Here is a 22882-nt window from a genome sequence, read left to right on the forward strand (position 1 = left end):
AATGTTTGACAAAATTAGTGTTCAATCAGTAGTCATAGTCACTATTATGTATACAGGATATAAAAGATGCGAATTAGCTAAGTGTACCAAATATAAAGATATATCAAGATGTGAGATATCACTTATATAAGTGTTTTGTCTGTCTTGTGCTGCTAGACTAATGTTGAACAAGAAGACGAGTTAGCAGATTCATCTAAGGTATATAGCAAAACACAGACGTAAAAGTACATCAAAAGGATTAGCGGTGTGCTGTATTTAGCAGAAGTACAAAAACAAAAAGGCGGTTTATTGAGTGGCGGTTCTAAAACTGAACTCAAGCTACTAGCTTGTCAACGTAGTGACCAGAATTGGGGTAATGTGTCAGAAGAAACAATTGTTGCTGATGAAGCAAGCAAGTTGAATGATGGCGCACTCGTACTAGTGGAACTGAGTCCGAATCGTCAAGTACAGCGGATTCAGGAGGCCGGACGGCCGCTAGTCAATATTTTGCAGAATTTTTCCCGTCAGATGGAAAAATTTAAGCTCAAAGAAGATGAGATTGACCAGTGGAAGCAGTCACTAATGTTCCAAGTCCAAGAGCTAAATCGTCGAGAAATGGACATGGAATCTCGGTTAGAACAACTACAACACCTGGAAACGGAGGTGCAAAGCTTAGAAAAAAATAAACAGGTAGTGGAAACATCCCGTCAACAAATCGAAAAGTTGCGGACAGAAGTTGAACGCAATCGTCAAGAACTTGAAGGTGCTTGGGAGCATTTACGGGGAGAACAGCGTCGTTTTGATGAACTCAAAGCTGATTCCTCCCAGGGGACGGTTTTAGATGAGGCTCAAAGTCGGCTTATCGCTGATTTGCTGAATCGCTTATCTCATGGCGTTGGTTCTATGGGAATATTGCGGGAAAACCTCAATTTTGCTTTTGAATTTGTAGAAAAACAACAAGCCACTCTCAACCCACATTGGCAACAATGGGAGTCGCAGCGCAATTTGGCTCAACAACAACAAGGGGAAGTTGAACAACTCTCCCAGGCGTTGAGCGATCGCCAATCTGAATTTCAACAGATCCAAAACTCTTTGCAGCAACAAATAACTAATTTACAATTGGGTAAAACACAACTTAACAATAAGCAAGAATTTTCTGTCATCCTCAAAGAGCAGTTGCGAAATCAAGAAGATTTACGCCAACAAATCCAAACTCTGGTAGCTATGACCGGAAATAGGATATTGGAAGAGCTAGTTGATTTACCAGGTTTGCAGAACTTACCTCTAGAAGAACTACAAAAACTGGTTCAAGACTTGCAGGATAAACTAGGAATTGACTCTAGTTTCGTTCGAGACCAGGAACAAGAATTAAATTACAAAGAACAAGCTATACAAGAACTAGAGGCGAAGATCCGTCAAGCATCTGGACAAGAGTTAAAAAATTTAGAAGCAGAATTAGCTGAAGAACAAGACCTCTATCGAATGCTCAATAAAAGTTTAAGACCACAACGCAATAATTTATTAAAGCAGGAGCATATTTTTAAGCAACATCAAACTATACTGCTGCAACGACAAGGACAGTCTGTTCCCAATTTTACAGGTGATAGCACAATTAATTCGGAGTCAATTCTTTCCCAAATTGAGACTCAACAACAACAACAGTCCTATGAATTGCAAAAGTTAGAAACGGAGATTCAACAACTGGGTGCTGATATTGAAAGCACGCAAGGTGAAATTGATCATCAAACCCATGAGTTAGAGTCTAAACGTCAAGAAATCAAATCAATGGAAACACAATTACTCAACTTGCAAACAGCCACGGCTGAATGTTGGGGGAGGGTTAATTTATATCAAGAAGCACTACAACCTATCCAAGATTGCTTGGATGGTTTACGGGATAAGCTGCAAGTAATTTCTGAATCTTTAGTTCATGTCCAAGAAAGTGGAGATTCTCAACTTCAGACTATTACCCAGATGCGTCAAACTATGCAAAGTTTGATTCCTCAATTGGAGTTGTTAGCTTCATAACAAGGATGAGGGGTGAAAAATACTCATTCTTCATTCTTCATCTGGAATATACAGATCCAGTCACCTTGTACTTGAGCGATCGCACCTCCAGGAAAAGGATCGGTTTGGGAACGATTTGGGGCTGTAATTAAAGCCGTAATTTTTTCAATGTGTTCAAAGTTGGGGGCATCAGGTAATATTTCTTGGAGTACCTGACGCATCACCCGACGTTGCAAAGCTAGGGGTATTGTTTTTAAAAGACGACGATTTAATTGTAAATCACCTTGCTGACCCTTTGCTGAGGCTTCTAGACGCAATTGACGGGCTGTTTGTTCGAGATATTCTACCTCCGCTTGTAGAAGTTCTGCTGTTTGAGCTAAACTTCTTTCTACTTGGGGGTTGAAATTTTCTTTTAAATAGGGGATTAGTTGCTGACGAATCCGATTTCTGGCATATTTTAAATTTTGATTTGTCGAATCTTCCCAAATTGGTAAATTAAAGTTTTGACAAAATTGCTCAGTTTGATGGCGCGTTACTTCTAAAAGTGGACGCACGAGGATAATATTTTCAGTTAGTGGACGTTGCCACGTTAAAGCTTGTAGACCATCAGCACCAGTACCGCGCATTAAGTTGTAGAGTAAAGTTTCGGCGCGATCGCTGGCTGTGTGTCCAGTAATAATATATTGATAATTATTAACTTCGGCAATTTGAGTCAAAGCCTGATATCGCCAATTTCTAGCAGTTGCTTCTGTATTTATAGGTTGGGTTGCGGTTTGTAAATGATAGGGTAGGTGCCAAGACTTAGCGAGGTTTTCAACGTGGGTAGCATTAGCTTGAGAATCTTCACGCCAACAATGATCACAGTGGGCTATAGCAATAAACCATTGCCATTTTGATTGTATATCTAATAATAGTTTGATTAAACATAAAGAATCTTGACCACCGGATACTGCTACTAATAGTCTTTGTTTGGGTTTGATGAGATGGCGATCGCGGATAGTTCGATGTATTTGGGCGTGAATAAGTGTCCATGTCATGAGTCAAGAGGTTGATTGATTTTTGATGTGAGTTTTAACTATTTCATCACCTGAAATTTTCGATGAAAATATATTAATTAAGTAAAATCTCTGGAAAAGTTAAACATCAAATTTTATTACATATCAAGTTATACCCCTTTTTATATCTACTAATCTATTGAGGATAAACTAGTTTTTATAATGTAAATATGGTGAATTTGTAAAGTTTATCAATAAATAGGTTGATGGACTTGACACAGCTTGCCATAATAGTAAAATTTATACATTAAATAAAAATCAAGGCGACCAGATACATACTAGTACAGCACGGCGTAAATAAACCAACCATTCTCAATTGCTAAAAAGCTTACGACCTATTATTTTTGAATGCATGACTTTTGACTTCCGCGAAGCGGTACTAGTGTATAATTCTACGAATCAGAAGCTTTATTATAGTTAGGCTTCTAGTGGGATAACGCAGCTTGACGTTAGCCAGCTAACTCATTCCGGGTTAGGATGATAAATCAGCGATGTCTTGATTAAATATCGATATTGAGTTGAGTTTTTGAAATTTTATGGACAAAAGTCCACCAGATGGCAGTAGTATCCTCCCCTAAGCTGGCGAAATAGTCTCCCAGCGAGGGGGAGGCATTAGGAGGAATTGATTATGCTTACACAAGAAGTTCGCAATTCATTGGACATTGCTGACTTAAATCAATTGAAATTTGATTTAAATCACTTGCAACCAGTGGATGTGGGGGAATACATCTCACAATTACCTGAAAAACAAAGAGCGATCGCATTTCGTTTACTCAACAAATCTCAAGCCATAGATGTGTTTGAGTATTTACCCACAGAAGTACAAGAAGAACTGATAAATTCCCTACATGATGCCCAAGTAGTACATCTTGTAGAAGAAATGAGTCCTGATGAAAGGGCATACTTGTTTGATGAACTACCAGCAGGAGTAGTCAAACGGTTATTACAACAACTCAGTCCCGAACAAAGACAAGCTACTTCAACAATTCTCGGCTATCCAGAAGGGACTGCTGGCCGGGTGATGACAACTGAATATGTGCGTTTACGAGAAGGTTTAACGGTGGGAGAAGCCTTAAGTAAAATTCGCCTTCAAGATGAAGATAAGGAAACAATTTACTACGCTTATGTCACAGATGATAATCGGACTTTGGTCAGTGTTGTTTCCCTGCGTCAGTTGTTATTTACTTTTCCCGAAGTCTTAATTAAAGATATTGCCAGTTCCCACGTTGTCAAAGTCAGAACGGAAACTTCTCAAGAAGAAGTTGCCCGGATTATGCAACGTTATGATTTAATTGCCATGCCTGTAGTTGACAGGGAAGATCGATTAGTCGGCATTATCACCATTGATGATGTCATTGATATTTTAGAAGAAGAAGCTACAGAAGATATCCAAAAATTGGCAGGGGTGAGTGGTGATGAAGAAGCCTTATCTCCTCCCCATGTCACCATTCGCAAACGCTTGCCTTGGTTATTGGGTATTATGGGATTGTATATAGGTGCTGCTAGTGCGATCGCACCCTTTCAACAAGTCATTGCGGCTGTACCTGTCCTCGCTGTAATTATGCCGATATTCTCTAACACAGGCGGAACGGTTGGTATTCAAGCTTTAACGGTGACTATTCGCGGTTTAGGTGTAGGTGAAGTCACACCCAAAGACACTGCCAAAATTCTCCGTAAAGAACTTTTAGCAGGTTTAGGTACAGCCGTAGCTTTATGTATAACCATGATGTTACTTTCTCTAATTTGGGCTAAACCTCAAGAAAGATGGGTAGCTTTAATAGCGGGAACAGTTATGGCTACGAATACAATGGTTGCTGTTAGCTTGGGAACTTTGTTACCAATGGGATTACAAAGACTAAAATTAGATCCGGCTTTGATGAGTGGTCCATTAGTCACAACCATGTTAGATACCATTGGATTTGTAACTTTCCTCAGTATGATTTCTATTGCTTTGAAAGTATTTCATTTACCAACGTAAAAAGTTGGTAATTGGTAATTGGTAATTGGTAATTGGTAATTGGTAATTACTTCAAAAATCCAAAATCCAAAATCCAAAATCTAAAATCCAAAATCTAAAATCTAAAATCTAAAATCTAAATGCCTACTACTACTTGGACTCGTCATCATATTCTTTCCCTAGCTGACTTCACAGATACTGAATATAACGCGGTTTTACAAACTGCGGCTTCATTTCAAGAAGTGCTATCACGCAGAACCAAAAAAGTACCAACTTTACAGGGACAGGTAGTAGCAAATTTATTTTTTGAACCTTCTACTCGTACCCGCAGTAGTTTTGAAATTGCTGCTAAAAGGTTAAGTGCAGACACTTTAAATTTTGCTGCGGCGACATCTTCCATGACCAAGGGAGAGACAATTTTAGACACAGCTAAAACCTATTTAGCGATGGGTACAGATATTATGGTCATCCGCCATAAAGAAGCAGGAGTACCGCAAGCGATCGCCCAAGAAATGGATCGTTTAGGTGTAAAAGTAAGCGTCTTAAATGCTGGTGATGGACAACATGAACATCCATCTCAAGGATTACTAGATTTATTTACAATTTGTAGTTTAATTGACCCTGCACAACCCAGAATTGAATTATTACAAGGTAAAAAAATTGCTATTGTTGGCGATATTTTACATTCTCGTGTCGCCCGTTCTAATATTTGGAGTTTAACCGCTAGTGGGGCAGAAGTTCATCTGGCTGCACCTCCCACATTATTACCTAAATTCTTTGCTGAATATTTAGGAGGTACAGAAAATTCACAGCGTTTATTTACTCATTGGCGACTAGAACCAGCTTTAGAAAATGCTGATTTTGTGATGACATTGCGTTTACAAAAAGAACGAATGACAGCGCATTTATTACCCAGTTTAAGGGAATATCATCAACTATTTGGCATTACCAGAAATAAATTAAAACTGTGTAAACCTAATGTTAAAGTTTTGCATCCAGGTCCAGTTAATCGGGGTGTAGAAATTAGTTCTGATTTAATGGATGATCCTGAATTTAGTTTAATTCAATCTCAGGTAACTAGCGGTGTGGCTGTGCGGATGGCATTATTGTATTTTATTGGTAGTGGTAGGGCTTAATTAGAATTAATCTGGATGCCATATTTTTATTTGGATTCACATTCTCTTTTGGTAATAAAATGGCGATAACGAAACATTGCTTCTAGCTGCACTTGTACCAACCAACCGCTGACAAATTCTACTCCATCACCACCAGGCATAGAATAGGAAATATTATCAGTTAATTTCGTTTTTCCCTGTTCTTCTGTAAACTCATGACGATGTACCCAAGATTCAAAAGGTCCAGATATCTGCTTATCAGTAAACAGACGATATTTTTCATAGTTAGTATGACGTGCTAACCATGTCAAAGGTAAGGGTCCTAGAAACAAACGAAACTCAGTTACTGCACCTTCATCAAGTCCACCCTCCCGACGCAGTACCTGTACAGGTTGCCAAGGTGGTGTTAGTAGCTGTAAAATGTCCTGTCTTTCATGGAATTTCCAAACTACTTCGACGGGTGCATTAATAATGGAAGAATGAGTAAAGTGCAGCATGAAACCAAAAACCTTAAACTTAACCTTTAATTAACCTTCATATTCGGTGTCTATTTCAATATCTAGCGTATCTTCATCAATTCTGACATATAAAATATTCGGGCGACAGCAAACTTGACAATCTTCTATATAATTTTGCTGCATTCCTGCACTGAAATCAATAAAAGTTAAATTTGGTTCACCACAATAAGCACAATAAAATTCTGATGTATTTTCCATCCTCTAACTTTGCGAACCTCTGGGTTTATTTCACTTGGGAAGCAGAACGAAAGTAACTCATCGCTTCAGTCAAATGCTTTATTAGTGTAGACTGTGGCAATGGTCCTTGCAAGTGATTCCAAGGTAAAATCTTTTCAGTTGACCAATGACTATAAACGTAATATTCTAAATCAGGAATTTTCCCTTTTAATTCTTTAAAAGCGCGTTTGTAACTACCCAAGGAATCACCAAAATCACGAGTTAATTCTAACAGATGGGAAAGTCTGCGATCGCCTCTCGATAACAAAGCTTGAATAACCGACCAATTATAACTTTCAGGACGAAAATCTATACCTTGGGGCTTTAAATATTTTTGTAAAAACTGTAACCTTTTTTCAGATTGTTTATTCACCCCAAACCACTGAAAAGGCGTGTGTGACTTGGGTACAAAGGTGCTACATCCCAGGGTTAACCGCAAACCAGGAGCAGCTTTTTTAACAGCTTTCATCATTGCTACTGTTGCATCTAAATCTTCTGTTTCTTCCCCAGGAATACCCACCATGCCATATAATTTTAAACTTGATAAACCCCCAGCTTTAGCATTTGTAGCTGCTTGGATAATTTCATCATTATATAACTTTTTATTGATGATTTGGCGTAATTTATCCGAACCACTTTCTATAGCAATGGTAAGCGATCGCGTGTCTCGTTTTGCCAAAGTTTGAGCTAACTTTTCCGTTACCGTATTTGTTCTCACCGAAGCAACACTCAACCGCACATCATCATATTTTGGTTGACTAATATAATCTAATAACTCGGAAAATTCAGGATGTTGAGTTACAGAAGCACCCAATAAACCCAAACGGTTAGTAACTTTTAAACCTTGTTCAATAGCAGGAATTAAAGAATTTTCTAAACTTGCAGTTCTAAAAGGTAAAGTTAAATAACTAGCTAAACAAAAGCGGCACATTTCGGGACAACTCCGCACCACTTCTACCATAAAAATATTTTCCCATGCGGCTTTTTCTGTAACAACAGTAGAAGCAGAAAGAGTATTTCCCCGATAAGTTTGCTTTTGGATAAATGCGGGAATATCAACATCAATAGGATTAATTGCTATTATTTCTCCATCATCACTAGAATATTCAACATGATATAAACTGGGAATATAAATACCGGGAACTTGTGCTAATCTTTTTAATTTAACTTCCCGTGTTGCGTTTCTGACTTCCTTGTAAGCTTCTATAAAACTACCTAATAAAATTTCCCCATCACCTAATAAAATCACATCAAAAAAATCTGCAAAAGGTTCGGGGTTAGCAGTGAGAACAGGTCCACCACCAAAAACTAGAGGATGATTTTCATTGCGTAAATTTGCGCGCAGGGGAATTTGTAAAGACTCTAAAAGATTAAAGATATTCACATAATCTAATTCCCAAGACATAGAAAAACCTAAGATTTCTGGTTGTCGAGGAAGTTGTTCTTGAGTATCAGTAAATAAACGACTTACCTGCACATCATCACGCATCGCTAAAGTTGCCCAAACCACCTGATAACCTAGACTGGTTATACCCACAGTGTACTCATTTGGGAAAGCGAAAATTAAAGGAATAGAGTCATTTTGGGGAGTTGCAGGGGTAAATAAAAGCCGTTCCGAGTTAAATACAGATGATGTCACAGGTTATTCTAAAAAGTGATCTATATCTAATTGTAAATCAAATGAAGATAGATCCCCGGCTTCTCCAAGGAGACTCTGATGAAATTGCATAAAGAAACCCCATCTTCAACAAAGTAAGATGGGGTAATTCAGATTATATTGCTAAATCTTTAGATTCAGCTTAGTAACGATTGCGGCTACCGCCACCACGATTACCACCACCAAAAGAACCACCGCCTCTGTCTTCTTTGGGTTTGGCCTTATTAACTTTTAAATCACGACCCATCCACTCAGCACCATCAAGGGCATCAATAGCGGTGGTTTCTTCTTCTTCAGTACCCATTTCCACAAAACCAAAACCGCGCAATCTTCCTGTTTCACGGTCTGTAGGTAGCTGAACACGCTTTACAGAACCATATTCTGCGAAAACCGCAGTTAGAGTATCTTGGGTAACTTCATAAGAGAGGTTGCCTACATAAATTGACATAGCTTTTCTCCAAAATCATAAGAGTGTAGAGATTTAGGTTTCGGAGAAAAGTCTGTAAATACCAAAAGGAAAAAAACCATCAATGTTAAAAACAAACGCCGTCGCCGAATTACTTCTCAAGTTCCATAATTGCATAAAAATCAAATTCCAGAGAGGAAGTTACAAAAATTGTTACATAAAGACACATGAACAATTTATCTCGCTGGTTTTCCACTCTGAATTTAGTGATTATGGTGTATGAGACTGAAAATACCTATTATGATTTCTTTAGCAAAAGAGTAAGGGTTACGGATAATGCAAGTTCTAAAAAGAGCCATCAGACCAGAAATCTGTATATCGTTCCTCCACATCTACCCAACTACTTGGGGGACTGCTGGTGATATTTGTTTAATCCGTGAATCTGTCGCTAATTCAGGCGTATCTAAGTTTGTTGGACACAAACTCAAGCTAGTGCTTCCCAAAGGAATGGAGCGTGATTACTTAGCGGGACTACCGGTGATCAAAGTTGCAGGTCATGTGGGTGACGGACATCCTAAAGATCCTCAGTCCGAATGGGAGGCTTATGAAGGCGTAGATAGGGAAATAGCGATCGCGGCTCTGAAACCTTGGGGTTTTAAATTAATTGAGATTGATACTGATGTATCATTTTAGATGAATTTACCCAACTTCAACAAAGCAAGTTGGGGTTTCTACATCCCCAAAAGTAAGTTGAGATTTTTGATGCTGCTTTTGGGATATTGATCTCAAACTGCCAATTTAAAACCGTTTTTTCCTAGCAAAGCCAAGATTATTAAGATTTATATAGCAGTAATTCACCATCTAAGCCTGTAACACCATTGAGAATAGCCAGAGTTTTATTAATAAAGCTAATCTCAGTATTACCATTAGTTTCATTTAAAACTAAAGTAGCAGATGAAATACCAAGTCCAGCAGCACCAGCGATACTGATAACATCAATACCAACCTGAAAATCTAAAATTGTATTAGCTGCATCTGGTAGTTCAACGGTAACAATTTGGAACTCGTCAGCACCAGCACCACCGCTGATTAAATTATTACCACCTGTCTGCACAATGAATTTATCATTACCATCACCACCTAAAACTCGGTCATTATTACCCAGGTAAAAGGTATCATTACCAGCACCGCCTGACATCCGACTACCACCTTTAGCATCGGTAGCATCAAAAATATCATCACCTGAACCACCGAAGGCGCGATCATTTTTGCTGACATCTATAATGTCATTACCACTACCTAAGAAGACGCGGTTATCACTAGCATAACTTTTGATAGCGAGATCAACCTCATCATCACCAGCACCAGTAAAGACAATATCTACAACAGCTTCTAAATCCACACCTGCAATTAAATCATCATTTCCAGGAGTTCCAGATACTAACTTGCTTTCTGTGGGGAAAAAAGTTATACCAACAGGACGTTCAAGAATTGGGTTTGTGGGAACTAAAACCTCAAATGGGTTAACAGGTGAAGCAACTTCAGTGTCATACTGAAGAATTGCACCTTGATTGTCCGTAGTAAAATCAAAACCAACGGTAAGCAAATCACCATTAGGCGCAAAAGCCAGACTGCCAATAAAATTATTACTGGGCGGCGTGTCAGTTGTATAATTTGTAGAAAGCCTATTTACTAAATCCCCAGTTTCCAAGTCATAGCGTAGAATATCATTAGCAAAATCACTCACATATAAGTCACCATCTTTACCAACAGCTAAACCTAGCAAACTGACAAAATCAAAACTATCTGGTGAAGGTTGAGGTGTAGCAAAAATTGTGGGTGTTGTTCCTGCTGCTAGTGAATCATAACGTAAAACTTGACTAGAAAAACCTGCACTAAAATCAGCCGAAACCACTCCAGTAACAGTATCAACTGTGGCTACACTACCTTGAGTAGTAACATAGAGACTGTTATTTATAAAAAGTAGCCCGTTGGGTCCATTTAATCCGTCTGCTTGACCATTTCCCTGGGCGAAAATATCAATAAATTCTCCAGTTTCACCGTCATAGCGCAATATTTGATCACTGAGAAAACTGGAAACGTAAAAATTTCCATCTGGTCCATAAGCAACTCCGTAGGGACGAATCAAACCTCCGGTTTCATCTATGTCTGTATTGGGATTATCGCCGATAAAGACATCAATAAAATTACCAGTTTGTCCGTCAAACCTTAAAATAGAGGAACTTCCTGGTTCTGAACCACTGGCCACATAAAGGTCACTTTTACCGTCATCGTTTCCATCGGGTCCAAAAAGCAAGGTGTCAGGATTTTTGAGTCCACCAAGTCCAGCAGTGATAAACTCTCCTAAATAGTTACCTGTAGCAGCATCGAAGCGGAGAACATTGTCGCCTCTGGTGTTACCAACTAGAAAGCTACTATTTCTGTTTTGCATATTTTTATAAAAATATCATGGCTTACTTCTGTAACAATTTACCATGATAGCGATCGCTAATTATTTAGTTTGAGTGTTTTTTAAATCATACTCTAGTAGAGTTATCTATTCGTTGTTGAAGAGAAGCGATAATTTCAGGACTTAATTCTGCTTCTGGTTGTACTACTTCACGTTCAGCTAAAACTGATTTCATTTGACTTTCGGAGGCTTTTCCTAAAAGTTGTAACAGTGTTTTAAAGTTTTGTTTTTGCTCAATTATTTCTTTTTCTGGTGTTGCTTGAATAAACTCTGTGGATACAGCTTGGCGGGTTAAAGCATAAACTATATATTGATTTAAAGAAACACCTTCAATTTCAGCTAACTTGATTAACCGTTGGTGTAGTGTTTCTGGTAATCTCAGTGTTAATTGACTCATTATTATTCCACTAAACTAAAACCTATCAATATCTATATTTAATTCACCACTATGATATTTACGATGACATTCTGGACAGAACGTGATCATATTTTGTAGATCAGCTTCTCCTCCTTCGCTGTAAGGAATCAGATGATGTCCATGTGCTTTTTGTGTAATTTTTCCACACACCATACATTGATATGCTTCAACTTCTTTAACTTCCTTTTGTACTTTTCTATGTTCGTACGGTCGTTGCTTGCCCATTTTGATATTTCCGTCCTTAAGCATTAAAAAATTATTAACTCCCCTATTCTAAATGTTTTAAATGATTGATATTCATTGAGATAAAGAAAAGGGGAGGATGAAATTTAACTCATAAAACCGCTGTTATTCATCACTATCACTCGAATCAAGCAATTTCAATTCTTGTGCGGGAAGAGATTTCATATCTCCTTCAACTATAGTTCCTCTTGCCTCTGGAGCAATTTGTTTTTTTAGTTTTTTTATTCCACTGGAAATCTCTTCTTGTTCCGTTTCTGTCAACATATCAATTCTGACAGTAATTGCCCGATTTCTCTCCGACTTTTTAGTCATGGTTAACACCTTTGCTGGATATGAAATACCTGATAATTTTTCTAAAACGTGGTTACTTTTACTTTTCCTTGTGGAGTTTCTTTAACCGTACTAACTTCCATTATATTTGTCTCATCTACGTGAGTAATTACTAAGTTAGGAGTTTGGTTAATTCTGGGAATTTTGTTCTCATCTAAACTTATGGAAATTACGAAAACTTCTCCTTTCTGATTTTTGATAACAACATGATAGCCTGAATCTATAGGCCATAAATTTATTACCTCTTCTCCCTCTTTAAGAATTTTGATTTCTGGTGGAGAGATATGATTAGCTAACATAGTTATGTTCTCCATTTGGTAAAAAGAAAGTCATGTTACAATCTTAATATGAGATATATCTAAAAAACAATCTTGTAAAGAAATTTGATAATATTTTTTTGTTTGATAGGATCACGAGGATCATTGACATAAATTAAGATATTAGTATCAACGGCGTTCATGCAGCATCTCCCGTGTGAAACGAGGTGCATTTAATGGAATCGGATTTTGCTGCATTCGTGAAATTAGAGATTTGAGAAAACGTTGTTTACTTTCTACATCTGAAATGGGAGGTGAAACAACAGAATTTGATTGGATGAGTCATTCCACCTCAGAACCTTCAGGCAAATTACAGGCTGTTTCCAAAATGAATGTGCCGTTACGATAGACTGCTTTTAGGGTAGGGGGCATAAGAGAACACTCCATAATTTAATTATTGTAGAGCAAGTTAAGTCAAGAATCAGTATCACCCATCAATTAACAAGTTAATATTACATTCAAATGGCATGATTTTATTTCATCTCCTCACATTGTCCCTAGTGGTAATAGAATAATAACGATGCCTACGGCGAGTGAAACGATCGCCAGATAAAGCCTACCAAAAACAGAAGGTAGCAATTAAGTAGCAGATTTGACAGAAGTAGAACACCAAAACTCTGTATCCAGAAGAGATTACTGAAAAGCGAAGTAAAAATTTTTATGGTTTCCCAAATTCGGTTTTTAATGTGCGCTCCTGACCATTATGATGTGGATTATGTGATTAATCCGTGGATGGAAGGGAATATTCACAAATCCTCACGCGATCGCGCGGTGGAACAATGGAATAAATTATACAATGTTATCAAAAATCATGCCATTGTTGATTTAGTTGCCCCAGAAAAAGGCTGGCCTGATATGGTATTCAGTGCCAATGCAGGTTTAGTCCTCGGTGAAAACGTCGTTCTTAGTCGCTTTTTACATAAAGAACGTCAAGGTGAAGAACCGTATTTCCAACAATGGTTTGAAAATAATGGTTTTAATGTTTACACACTTCCCAAAGACCTACCCTTTGAAGGTGCTGGTGACGCACTCCTAGACCGGGAAGGGCGGTGGTTATGGGCTGGATACGGTTTCCGGTCAGAATTAGATTCTCACCCCTACCTGGCTAAATGGCTGGACATTGAGGTGATTTCTCTGCGGTTGATGGATGAGCGTTTTTATCACCTGGATACCTGCTTCTGTCCTTTGGCAAATGGTTATTTGCTGTATTACCCTGGTGCTTTTGACTCCTACTCTAACCGCGTGATTGAAATGCGCGTTGCACCAGAAAAACGGATTGCTATTGCAGAAGCTGATGCTGTTAACTTTGCTTGTAATGCGGTGAATGTTGATAGCATCGTGATTATGAACAAAGCCAGTGAGAATTTAAAATCACGGTTAGCAGAAGTTGGTTTTCAAGTTATTGAAACGCCTTTAACCGAATTCCTCAAAGCTGGTGGTGCGGCTAAATGCTTGACTTTGCGGGTAACAGAACCAATTGGTGATGAAATTCACGCTAACGCATCTGTAGAAAGTCGTGTCATTCGCATGGAAGGACACCTACTAGATGCAGGTTTGATTAACCGCGCTTTAGATTTAATTGTGGAAATGGGGGGAAGTTTCCAAGTTCTCAAATTCAACTTGGGAGAACAACGTCAAAGTACATCTGCGGCTGAGGTGAGGGTATCTGCACCATCCCACGAAGTGATGGAAGAGATTATATCTCAGTTGATTGATTTGGGTGCGGTTGATTTACCCCAAGATGAACGAGATGCTAAATTAGAACCTGTGATCCAAGCGGGTGTTGCTCCTGATGATTTCTATGTCAGCACGATTTATCCGACTGAAATCCGGGTAAATGGGGAATGGCTGAAGGTACAGAATCAACGCATGGATGGAGCGATCGCCATTTCCACAACTGCTAATGGTATAGTAGCTAAGTGTAAACTATTGCGTGATTTGGAAATAGGCGATCGCGTGGTAGTTGATGTTTTAGGTATTCGCACCGTCCGCAAAGCCGAATCACGAGAACAACGCAACTCTCAAGAGTTCAGCTTTATGTCTTCCGGTGTTTCCAGTGAAAGACGGGTGGAATTAGTTGTAGAACAAGTGGCTTGGGAATTACGTAAAATCAAGGATAGCGGTGGTAAAGTAGTTGTCACGGCTGGTCCTGTGGTGATTCATACCGGCGGTGGTGAACATCTATGTCGCTTAGTTCGAGAAGGTTACGTACAAGGACTTTTAGGCGGAAATGCGATCGCTGTCCATGATATGGAACAAAACCTGCTGGGAACATCCCTGGGTGTGGATATGAAGCGGGGTGTAGCTGTACGTGGTGGACACCGACATCATTTAAAGGTAATTAATACTATTCGTCGTTTTGGTAGCATTGCTAAAGCTGTAGAAGCGGGAGTAGTGAAAAGTGGGGTGATGTATGAATGTGTAAAAAATAACATTCCCTTTTCCCTCGCTGGTTCAATTCGGGATGATGGGCCTTTACCCGATACCCAAATGAACTTGATTTTAGCACAACAGGAATATTCTAAAATCATTGAAGGTGCAGATATGATTTTGATGCTGTCTTCTATGCTGCATTCTATCGGGGTAGGGAATATGACTCCTGCGGGTGTGAAGATGGTTTGTGTGGATATTAATCCGGCTGTAGTGACAAAATTGAGCGATCGCGGTTCAATAGAATCTGTAGGTGTGGTGACTGATGTGGGTTTATTCCTCAGTCTGTTAACTCAGCAGTTGGATAAGTTAACAAGTCCTTATGTTGCTAAGGTAGGTTAAGAATTTTATCACGCAAAGGCGCAAAGACGCAAAGGGTTTTTCTGTGCGTTTTTGTGTCTTTTTTTTTTTTCACGCAGAGGCGCAGAGTCGCAGAGAGTTATAATATAAAAAAAATGAACAAAAGGAGATAATTAGTAATGTTACAAACTGTGAAAGGAATCTACAAAAATGTACAACATAAGTAATTCTGCGTCCCTTCCTGATATAATATTAAATTAACAACTGCAATTTTTTAAATAGTATGAGTGAAACCCTGGCTGATATTTCCATACCTCCACAGTTTCCTGATCATACTCAACTACCAGAGTCTGATGGTACGTTTGCAAAAAACTTTCAAGAACATCCCCAAAGCATAATTATCACAGATTCAATAATTCAAACTTTACAAAAGTTACATCCCGATGGACAATTTTGTATAGGTCAAGATTGTGGGATTTATTGGCGCGAAACTGAACCACCAGAAAAAGGTACAGTTGCACCAGACTGGTTTTATGTCCCTGATGTCGCGCCACAATTTAGCAGGTAAAATTCGCCGTTCCTATGTTTTATGGCGGGAATATATACCCCCATTAATTGCGATAGAATTAGCTAGTGGTAATGGTGACGAAGAACGCGATACCACACCTCTAGCGGGTTTACAGGCAGGTGAAAAACCTGGTAAATTCTGGGTATATGAACGCATTATCCGCATTCCCTATTATGCTATTTATGAAATTAATAATGATAAATTAGAAGTCTATCATTTAGTAGATTTTTCTTACCAAAAAATGCAGCCTAACGATCGCGGACATTATCCCATTCCCCCTTTAGGTGTAGAATTATGATTATGGCAAGGAAGTTATTTAAATAATCCTGAACAACTTTGGCTGCGCTGGTGGGATTTAGATGGTAATTTATTATTAGTGGGTAAGCAAGAAGCAAAGTTGGAAAGATTGAGAACTGAACAACAACAACTCCGCGCTGAACAAGCAGAAAGTAAAGCTGCAAAGTTAGCCGCCAAATTGCGAGAATTGGGTATAAATCCCGATGATGATCTATAATTAAATAAACGTAAGCATTGAGATAAGACGATAAGATCCCCGACTTCTCAGATCAATTTCTTATATTTGGACACAATCAATAAAAGAAGTCGGGGATCTGGTTACTCACAAATAAACGAACCACAGAGGCACAGAGGACACAGAGAAAAAATGCAACGGGCAATTTTATCACAAAATTTTCAACTTCAAAAAATTAATTGGGTGAGTTTTTTTGCTGATTTCCTGTTAGTGGGGATGGTTTTTGGTCCCCCCATAGCACCTTTTCTGGCTGCGTCTGGTGTGTTTTTGCTTCCGGGGATTGCGGACATTATTTACTTTATGGGTAATCATGTATGTCCGCAGCCTACTATGGGTTTGGAGTTATCCTCACCTTTTATCATGGCAGTTTGTATGCGCTGTTATGGGACGGTATCAGGTTTGTTAATTACTCGAATTTTGTATGGGGTAACTAATGGAAAAGGCGTTTTTTGGTTAAGTCAATATGGTTGGACTGGTGCGGCTTTTGCTAGTGTTTTAATGATGGCTTATCCGTTGGAATTAGCAGCGCAGATTTTCGGATTGTGGGATTTTAATAATTATATTGTTACACCTTTTGGTTTGATTACTGGTTTGGCTTGGGGTTTATTTACTATGCCCATTTTGCATTTTCGGAGATCATAAACTAAGTTAGGTTATCCACCCAATATTAAAGATAATTAGTCTCCTCTTCCTTTGCGTCTTTGCTCCTCTGCGCCTTTTCGCGAAACTCTTCCTTACTTAACAGTTTTAAACCACTCCGTTACCCCATCAGCCAAAGTTTTAGCCATCTTCCTCTGTTCTTGAGGGTTAACTATCTCCTCAAACTCATAAGGATTACTCATAAAACCCAATTCCAATAATACCGCAGGTGCAACAGCAGGACGAGTTAAAGCTAAATTATTCCAAAACACCCCATAAGAAGGTTTACGCAGTTTCTTAATAACATAATTATGTAAAAATACTGCGGGATTATGTGATTGAGTGTGATACCAAAAAGTACCGAAACCTTTAGTTTTTTCAGCATCACCATTATCAGGTAAAGCATTGTAATGAATAGAAAGAGCGATCGCAGGTTGTTCTTTACTAATTATCTCCTGACGTTCCACTAAAGAAACATCCCGATCATCTTCTCTTGTCATCACCACTTTTGCACCACGCTGTACTAACTCATCCCGCAGTAATTTAGAAACCACCAAATTCACATCTTTTTCTGGATACCCTGTAGGACCGATCGCACCAGATTCTTTACCACCATGACCCGGATCAAGTAAAATCTTGATACCAGATAAGGGTTTTCTATTTTGAATATTCGGTGCATGACGCAAACTCAAGACCAGGGTTGTGTTGTCGTATTTTAGGTTATATCCCCACTGTTGGAGCTTTTTGAGGTTAAAGGTGTATTTTACCTGACCTGGGGCTACCTGTTGCCAATCTAGGCGAGAAATTAGAGGGTCATCATCTAGACGAATGGTATCAGTTTGAGCAGTGGTATTATGGAGAGTGAGAGTAAAATTGCTATTTCCCTGTTCCACAGTCACAGGTACAGGCATTTGCAAGGGGAAACGTATCTCCGTCGTTCCAGCTAGTTGACGATATCCCACACTGCGAATTACAGTTTGTGGTGGAACTGCACCTGGTATAATTTTGGTTTCCTTGCTATTAATCCAAGCCCCATAATCTAAGCGTAACCAATCACCATCTTTACCTGTAACGCTTGCCCTTGTTCCTTTTGGTAATGGTGTCAGTCGGGAATGATCGGTACTAGAACCCGTGCGTGCAACCCCTGATGCGGCTGTTACCTCTACAACTGGTAACTGTGCAGGTGTAAGAATTTCAACTTTACCCTTACCAGTTTCCGTCATCGTCTGACCGTTTAATGTCAAACTAAATTGAGGTTTTCCCACATCCCCAGGATTTGCAATAGTTGTACAACCTTGATATTTGGTAATACTAGAAATAGTAGCCTGATTGCGCCCAGTTAAAATGCTGGAATTAGCAGGTAATTCTGCTTTTGCAGGTTGAGGTGAAAGATTAACAATTTGATTGCCCAGTTTAACAGAAACATTAGCTTTTGGACGTGCGATCGCACCAAAACAAATCAATTCTCCTGGTAGTCTAGCAATATCCACAGCAGGAGTTAGAGAATCTTTAGCAAAACCTAAACCCTGTGGTAATTCTGGCTGAGTAGAAAGCCTTGTTACCTTAATCTCACGTTCCTGATTTTGGTAACGTATCTTAAATACATTCTCACCTAATTGTAAGGGGAAACTAGGCGCAAAATGACCAGACTGACTGCGATTAATTTGTCTACCATTAATGAGAACTTGTCCATCTGCTGGTGCAGTACCGATAAAAAAGATTTTTTCCGTACTGGTTTTGTGGTTTGCTGGAGGATAAACCACTAAAAAAGATGGTTGTGGTTGTGCTAAAGCAAGGGAAGAAGTAAAAATAGAGCTAAATATTACTAATCCTAAAAGTTTTTTCACGGTAAAAATACAAAAAATTTAATAATAGTCAATACAGTTCAGTTAACAATTCTTGTCTTCTCTGTGTCCTCTGCGCCTCTGCGGTTCGTTAATCTAGATAATTTATTTCTTAGAAATCCCTTAGACAGAATGTTGTAAATAACCAATATTCTATTTCATCATCTTAAACCACTTTGTCACCCCATCAGCCAAAATTTTAGCCCTTTTCCTCTGTTGTTGAGAGTTGACGATATCTTCAAACTCATCAGCATTACTCATCAAACGAAACTCTAATAAAACCGCAGGTGCAGCAGAGGGACGAGTCAGGGCTAAATTATTCCAAAATACTCCATAGGAAGGTTCAAGGCGTTTGTTAACTACGTAATTATGTAAAAATACAGCTAGGCTGTGTGCTTGGGGATGAAACCAAAAACTCACCAAACCCCTGGTTTGTTCTACTTTACTATCATCAGGTAAAAAATTGTAATGGATAGAAAGAGAAATGGCAGGTTGTTCTTTACTTATTATCTCCTGACGTTCCACCAAAGAAACATCCTGATCATCTTCTCTTGTCATCACCACTGTTGCACCACGCAGCACCAATTCATCCCGCAGTAACTTAGATAACACCAAATTTACATCTTTTGCTAAATATCCCGGCAGTCCACTGGAACCAGATTCTTTACCACCGTGACCTGGATCGAGTAAGATTTTGATGCCAGATAGAGGCTGGCGTTTTCTGTGTTCAAGATGCGGTGGATGACGTAAAGTTAACACCAGGGTTGTATTTTCGTATCTCAGCTTATACCCCCATTGTTGGAGGTTTTTGAGGTTAAAGGTGTATTTGACCTGTTTAGGAGTCACCTGTTGCCAATCTAGGCGAGAAATGAGGGGGGCATCATCAAGGTGAATTGTGTCTGTTTGAGCAGTGGTATTGTAGAGAGTGAGAGTGAAGGAGCGATTACCCTGTTCTACACTCACAGGTACAGGAATTTGTAGGGGAAAGCGTATCTCTGTCTCACCTGCACGCTGCCGATATCCAACACTACGAATTACTGTTTGTGGCGGAACTGCACCTGGTATAATTTTAGTTTCTTTACTATGAATCCAAGCCCCATAGTCTAAGCGTAACCAATCACCTTCTTTACCTGTAACGGTTGCTCTTGTTCCTTTTGGTAGTGGTGTCAGTCGAGAATAATCGGTACTCGGACCAGTACGAGTCACACCTGATGCGGCTATTACCTCAGTAACTGGCAGTTGGGTAGGTGTCAGAATTGAAATCTTGCCCTCACCAAGTTGAGTAGCAGTATTACCATTCAATGTCAAACTAAATAGAGGTTGTCCTAAATCGGCAACTTTGGCCACTGTTGTACAGCCTCGATATTTGCTAGGACTAGAGGTAGTTGGCTGATTTTTTCCTGTTAGTACACTTGAATTAGCAGGTAATTGCGCCTGTGGAGGTTGTGGTGACAAGGGAATGGTTTGATTAGCCAGCTTGACAGAGACAGTCGCTTGAGGAGGTGCAATTGCACCAAAACAAATCAGTTCTCCCGGTAGTCTAGCAATATCGACAGCAGGAGTTAGAGAATCTTTAGTAAAGCCTAAACCTGGCGGTGATTCTGGTAGAGTAGAAAGCTTTGTTACCTTAATCTCTCGTTCTTGATTTTGGTAACGTGTCTTAAACACTTTCTCCCCTAACTGTAAGGGGAAACTGGGAGAAAAATGTCCAGCCTGGCTGCGGGTAATTGGTCTACCATTGATGAGAACTTGTCCATCAGGTGATGCTGTACCGATAAAAAAGATTTTTTCTGTACTGGTTTGGTAGTTTGTTGGGGGAAAAACTACTAGGAGTGATGTTTGTGCTAAAGCAACAGAGGAGGTAAACAGGCAGTTAAATACTACTAATGCTAAGACTTTTTTCACGGTAAATCACAGAAGATTCCAGGATAGTGACTGTGAGACAATAAGCAATAAAGGATCAAGAATGAAGCATGAAAAAAGAAGTCAGTAAATTGGAGCAAAATCAGCCGATTTATCTTTAAAGTCCAATTCATTCTTCATCCCTAGCGTTTGGAAGCAAATTTTATTCTTCCAGAGACAGGATGTATTTTTAGAAGTTACTAGAAATTGAAAATACTATGACTAAGTTTATCTTTGTAACTGGAGGCGTTGTTTCCAGTATTGGTAAAGGCATTGTAGCAGCAAGTTTGGGAAGGTTGCTGAAATCGCGGGATTATTCGGTATCAATTCTCAAACTTGATCCTTATATTAATGTTGATCCAGGTACGATGAGTCCCTTTCAACATGGGGAAGTTTTTGTTACCCAAGATGGTGCAGAAACGGATTTGGATTTGGGACATTATGAACGGTTTACTGATACTTCTATGTCCCGATTAAACAGTGTTACTACTGGCTTGATTTATCAGTCAGTTATTAATAAAGAACGCCGGGGCGACTACAATGGCGGTACTGTACAGGTAATTCCCCATATTACTAATGAAATTAAAGACAGAATTCTGAGAGTTGCTAAAGAAACTAATCCCGCCGCCGTAATTACAGAGATTGGTGGAACTGTAGGTGATATTGAATCACTCCCATTTTTAGAAGCAATTCGTCAGTTACGTAAAGAGGTAGGACGGCAAAATGTTTTGTATTTGCACGTCACGCTTTTGCCTTGGATAGCCTCAGCGGGTGAAATGAAAACCAAGCCTACACAACATTCTGTTAAGGAATTGAGATCAATTGGCATTCAACCAGATATTTTAGTATGTCGGAGCGATCGCCCTATTCCTGTTGGCTTGAAACAAAAATTATCAGAATTTTGCGATGTAGCAGTAGAATGTGTGATCAATTGCCAAGATGCTAGTAGTATCTATGAAGTACCACTGATTTTAGAACGGGAAGGATTAGCAGAACAAACTTTAGACCTGCTGCAAATGGAACAACGCCAACCCAATTTGACGCAGTGGGAAACAATGGTAGAACGGATGTATAGTCCTAAACACAGCATCGAAATTGCCATTGTTGGTAAATATGTGCGTTTAAGTGATGCTTATCTATCTGTTGTTGAATCCTTACGCCATGCCGCTATTGCTACTCACGGGGATTTGCGTTTGCGGTGGGTAAACTCAGAAGCTTTAGAAAATGAACCCCCGGAAAATTATCTGGCAGGTGTTGATGGTATCATTGTTCCCGGTGGTTTCGGTAGTCGGGGTATAGATGGCAAAATTGCCGCGATTCAATACGCACGCGATCGCCAAATTCCCTTTTTAGGTTTATGCTTGGGTATGCAATGTTCTGTCATTGAATGGGCTAGAAATGTCGAAGGCTTAGTTGGTGCTAACAGTGCCGAATTTGACCCCTACACTAGTGATCCTGTTATTAACTTGTTACCAGAACAGCAAGATGTGGTTGATTTAGGTGGAACAATGCGCTTAGGGCTTTATCCTTGTCGCATTCAACCGGGTACACTGGCCTTTGACCTATATCAAGAAGAAGTAATTTATGAACGTCATCGTCATCGCTATGAGTTCAACAACCTCTATCGTAATTCTTTGTTAGAATCTGGTTATGTTGTCAGTGGCACTTCTCCCGATGGACGTTTAGTGGAAATTGTCGAATATTCCCACCATCCCTTCTTTATAGCTTGCCAATTTCACCCAGAATTTCAATCTCGTCCTAGCAAACCTCATCCTTTATTTAAAGGATTTATGACAGCTGCTATTTCCCATACTCATCACACCCCGACTGTAGTCAAACCGCTTCAAGTTTCTTAATGTTTTTGGGATTGGGGATTAGGGATTGGGGATTGGGGATTAGGGATTGGGGATTGGGGATTGGGGATTGGGAAACGGGTAAAATTTTTTCCCACTTATCCATTACCAATTACCAATTACCCA

20 protein-coding genes and 1 pseudogene are annotated in these 22882 nt (G+C 39.3%); 8 read left to right on the forward strand and 13 right to left on the reverse strand.

Going from position 1 to position 22882, the window contains the following annotated elements; all coding sequences use genetic code 11:
* Positions 1-246: 246 nt before the first annotated feature.
* Entirely contained in the window at positions 247-2007 is a 1761-nt protein-coding gene (hmpF, locus tag VB694_RS12475) for a pilus motility taxis protein HmpF (RefSeq protein WP_323360638.1), read from the forward strand.
* Between the two features lie 23 nt (positions 2008-2030).
* Here hmpF and tilS read toward each other — a convergent pair whose 3' ends face one another.
* Positions 2031-3023 carry a tRNA lysidine(34) synthetase TilS gene (gene tilS, locus VB694_RS12480; protein WP_323360639.1) on the reverse strand — a complete coding sequence of 331 codons (993 nt, stop codon included), beginning with the start codon at positions 3021-3023 and terminating at the stop codon, positions 2031-2033.
* A 646-nt stretch (positions 3024-3669) separates the two neighbouring features.
* Here tilS and mgtE point away from each other — a divergent pair.
* Positions 3670-5019 carry a magnesium transporter gene (gene mgtE / locus VB694_RS12485; protein ID WP_323360640.1) on the forward strand — a complete coding sequence of 450 codons (1350 nt, stop codon included), beginning with the start codon at positions 3670-3672 and terminating at the stop codon, positions 5017-5019.
* Positions 5020-5138: 119 nt separating this feature from the next.
* Positions 5139-6134 carry an aspartate carbamoyltransferase catalytic subunit gene (locus VB694_RS12490; RefSeq protein WP_323360641.1) on the forward strand — a complete coding sequence of 332 codons (996 nt, stop codon included), beginning with the start codon at positions 5139-5141 and terminating at the stop codon, positions 6132-6134.
* A 26-nt stretch (positions 6135-6160) separates the two neighbouring features.
* Here VB694_RS12490 and VB694_RS12495 read toward each other — a convergent pair whose 3' ends face one another.
* The 4 genes from VB694_RS12495 to VB694_RS12510 form a co-directional block, all read right to left on the reverse strand.
* The gene (locus tag VB694_RS12495) at positions 6161-6610 is read right to left on the reverse strand and encodes an SRPBCC family protein (RefSeq protein WP_323360642.1); all 450 of its coding nucleotides are present in this window, start codon (positions 6608-6610) and stop codon (positions 6161-6163) included.
* A gap of 30 nt (positions 6611-6640) precedes the next feature.
* A complete protein-coding gene (locus tag VB694_RS12500) occupies positions 6641-6829 on the reverse strand; it encodes a CPXCG motif-containing cysteine-rich protein (RefSeq protein WP_323360643.1) in 189 nt (62 codons plus the stop codon).
* A gap of 25 nt (positions 6830-6854) precedes the next feature.
* On the reverse strand, positions 6855-8486 hold the full coding sequence (locus VB694_RS12505; RefSeq protein WP_323360644.1) for a radical SAM protein: 1632 nt from the start codon (positions 8484-8486) through the stop codon (positions 6855-6857).
* A 160-nt stretch (positions 8487-8646) separates the two neighbouring features.
* On the reverse strand, positions 8647-8952 hold the full coding sequence (locus tag VB694_RS12510) for an RNA-binding protein (protein ID WP_323360645.1): 306 nt from the start codon (positions 8950-8952) through the stop codon (positions 8647-8649).
* 294 nt (positions 8953-9246) lie between these two features.
* Here VB694_RS12510 and VB694_RS12515 point away from each other — a divergent pair, with 294 nt between their 5' ends.
* Positions 9247-9603, forward strand: a complete 357-nt coding sequence (locus VB694_RS12515) for a hypothetical protein (protein ID WP_323360646.1) — start codon at positions 9247-9249, stop codon at positions 9601-9603.
* Positions 9604-9742: 139 nt separating this feature from the next.
* Here VB694_RS12515 and VB694_RS12520 read toward each other — a convergent pair whose 3' ends face one another.
* From VB694_RS12520 to VB694_RS25315, 6 genes are all read right to left on the reverse strand, one after another.
* Positions 9743-11362, reverse strand: coding sequence for a hypothetical protein (locus tag VB694_RS12520; protein WP_323360647.1), 1620 nt, complete (start codon positions 11360-11362; stop codon positions 9743-9745).
* An 85-nt stretch (positions 11363-11447) separates the two neighbouring features.
* Positions 11448-11777, reverse strand: coding sequence for a toxin-antitoxin system HicB family antitoxin (locus VB694_RS12525; protein ID WP_323360648.1), 330 nt, complete (start codon positions 11775-11777; stop codon positions 11448-11450).
* A gap of 15 nt (positions 11778-11792) precedes the next feature.
* Positions 11793-12023, reverse strand: coding sequence for an HNH endonuclease signature motif containing protein (locus tag VB694_RS12530; RefSeq protein WP_323360649.1), 231 nt, complete (start codon positions 12021-12023; stop codon positions 11793-11795).
* A gap of 123 nt (positions 12024-12146) precedes the next feature.
* Positions 12147-12353: a hypothetical protein gene (locus tag VB694_RS12535; protein WP_323360650.1), complete on the reverse strand. Its 207-nt coding sequence runs from the start codon at positions 12351-12353 to the stop codon at positions 12147-12149.
* Positions 12354-12394: 41 nt separating this feature from the next.
* Entirely contained in the window at positions 12395-12670 is a 276-nt protein-coding gene (locus VB694_RS12540; RefSeq protein ID WP_323360651.1) for a hypothetical protein, read from the reverse strand.
* Positions 12671-12970: 300 nt separating this feature from the next.
* Entirely contained in the window at positions 12971-13075 is a 105-nt protein-coding gene (locus VB694_RS25315) for an antitoxin family protein (RefSeq protein WP_416233481.1), read from the reverse strand.
* Between the two features lie 273 nt (positions 13076-13348).
* On the opposite strand from VB694_RS25315, the gene VB694_RS12550 reads away from it, so the two are divergent.
* From VB694_RS12550 to VB694_RS12560, 3 genes and pseudogenes are all read left to right on the forward strand, one after another.
* Positions 13349-15460 carry a TIGR00300 family protein gene (locus tag VB694_RS12550; RefSeq protein WP_323360653.1) on the forward strand — a complete coding sequence of 704 codons (2112 nt, stop codon included), beginning with the start codon at positions 13349-13351 and terminating at the stop codon, positions 15458-15460.
* Between the two features lie 241 nt (positions 15461-15701).
* Positions 15702-16500: pseudogene (locus VB694_RS12555) on the forward strand (Uma2 family endonuclease).
* Positions 16501-16650: 150 nt separating this feature from the next.
* The gene (locus VB694_RS12560; RefSeq protein ID WP_323360654.1) at positions 16651-17160 is read left to right on the forward strand and encodes a DUF2085 domain-containing protein; all 510 of its coding nucleotides are present in this window, start codon (positions 16651-16653) and stop codon (positions 17158-17160) included.
* 92 nt (positions 17161-17252) lie between these two features.
* Here the strand turns inward: VB694_RS12560 and VB694_RS12565 are convergent, their stop codons facing one another.
* Positions 17253-19004: an N-acetylmuramoyl-L-alanine amidase gene (locus VB694_RS12565; protein WP_323360655.1), complete on the reverse strand. Its 1752-nt coding sequence runs from the start codon at positions 19002-19004 to the stop codon at positions 17253-17255.
* Positions 19005-19154: 150 nt separating this feature from the next.
* Positions 19155-20906: an N-acetylmuramoyl-L-alanine amidase gene (locus VB694_RS12570; RefSeq protein WP_323360656.1), complete on the reverse strand. Its 1752-nt coding sequence runs from the start codon at positions 20904-20906 to the stop codon at positions 19155-19157.
* 215 nt (positions 20907-21121) lie between these two features.
* On the opposite strand from VB694_RS12570, the gene VB694_RS12575 reads away from it, so the two are divergent.
* Positions 21122-22759: a CTP synthase gene (locus VB694_RS12575; protein ID WP_323360657.1), complete on the forward strand. Its 1638-nt coding sequence runs from the start codon at positions 21122-21124 to the stop codon at positions 22757-22759.
* Positions 22760-22882 lie beyond the last annotated feature (123 nt).

Source organism: Anabaena sp. UHCC 0451 (assembly GCF_034931405.1).
In the GTDB taxonomy this organism is placed as follows: Bacteria; Cyanobacteriota; Cyanobacteriia; order Cyanobacteriales; family Nostocaceae; genus RDYJ01.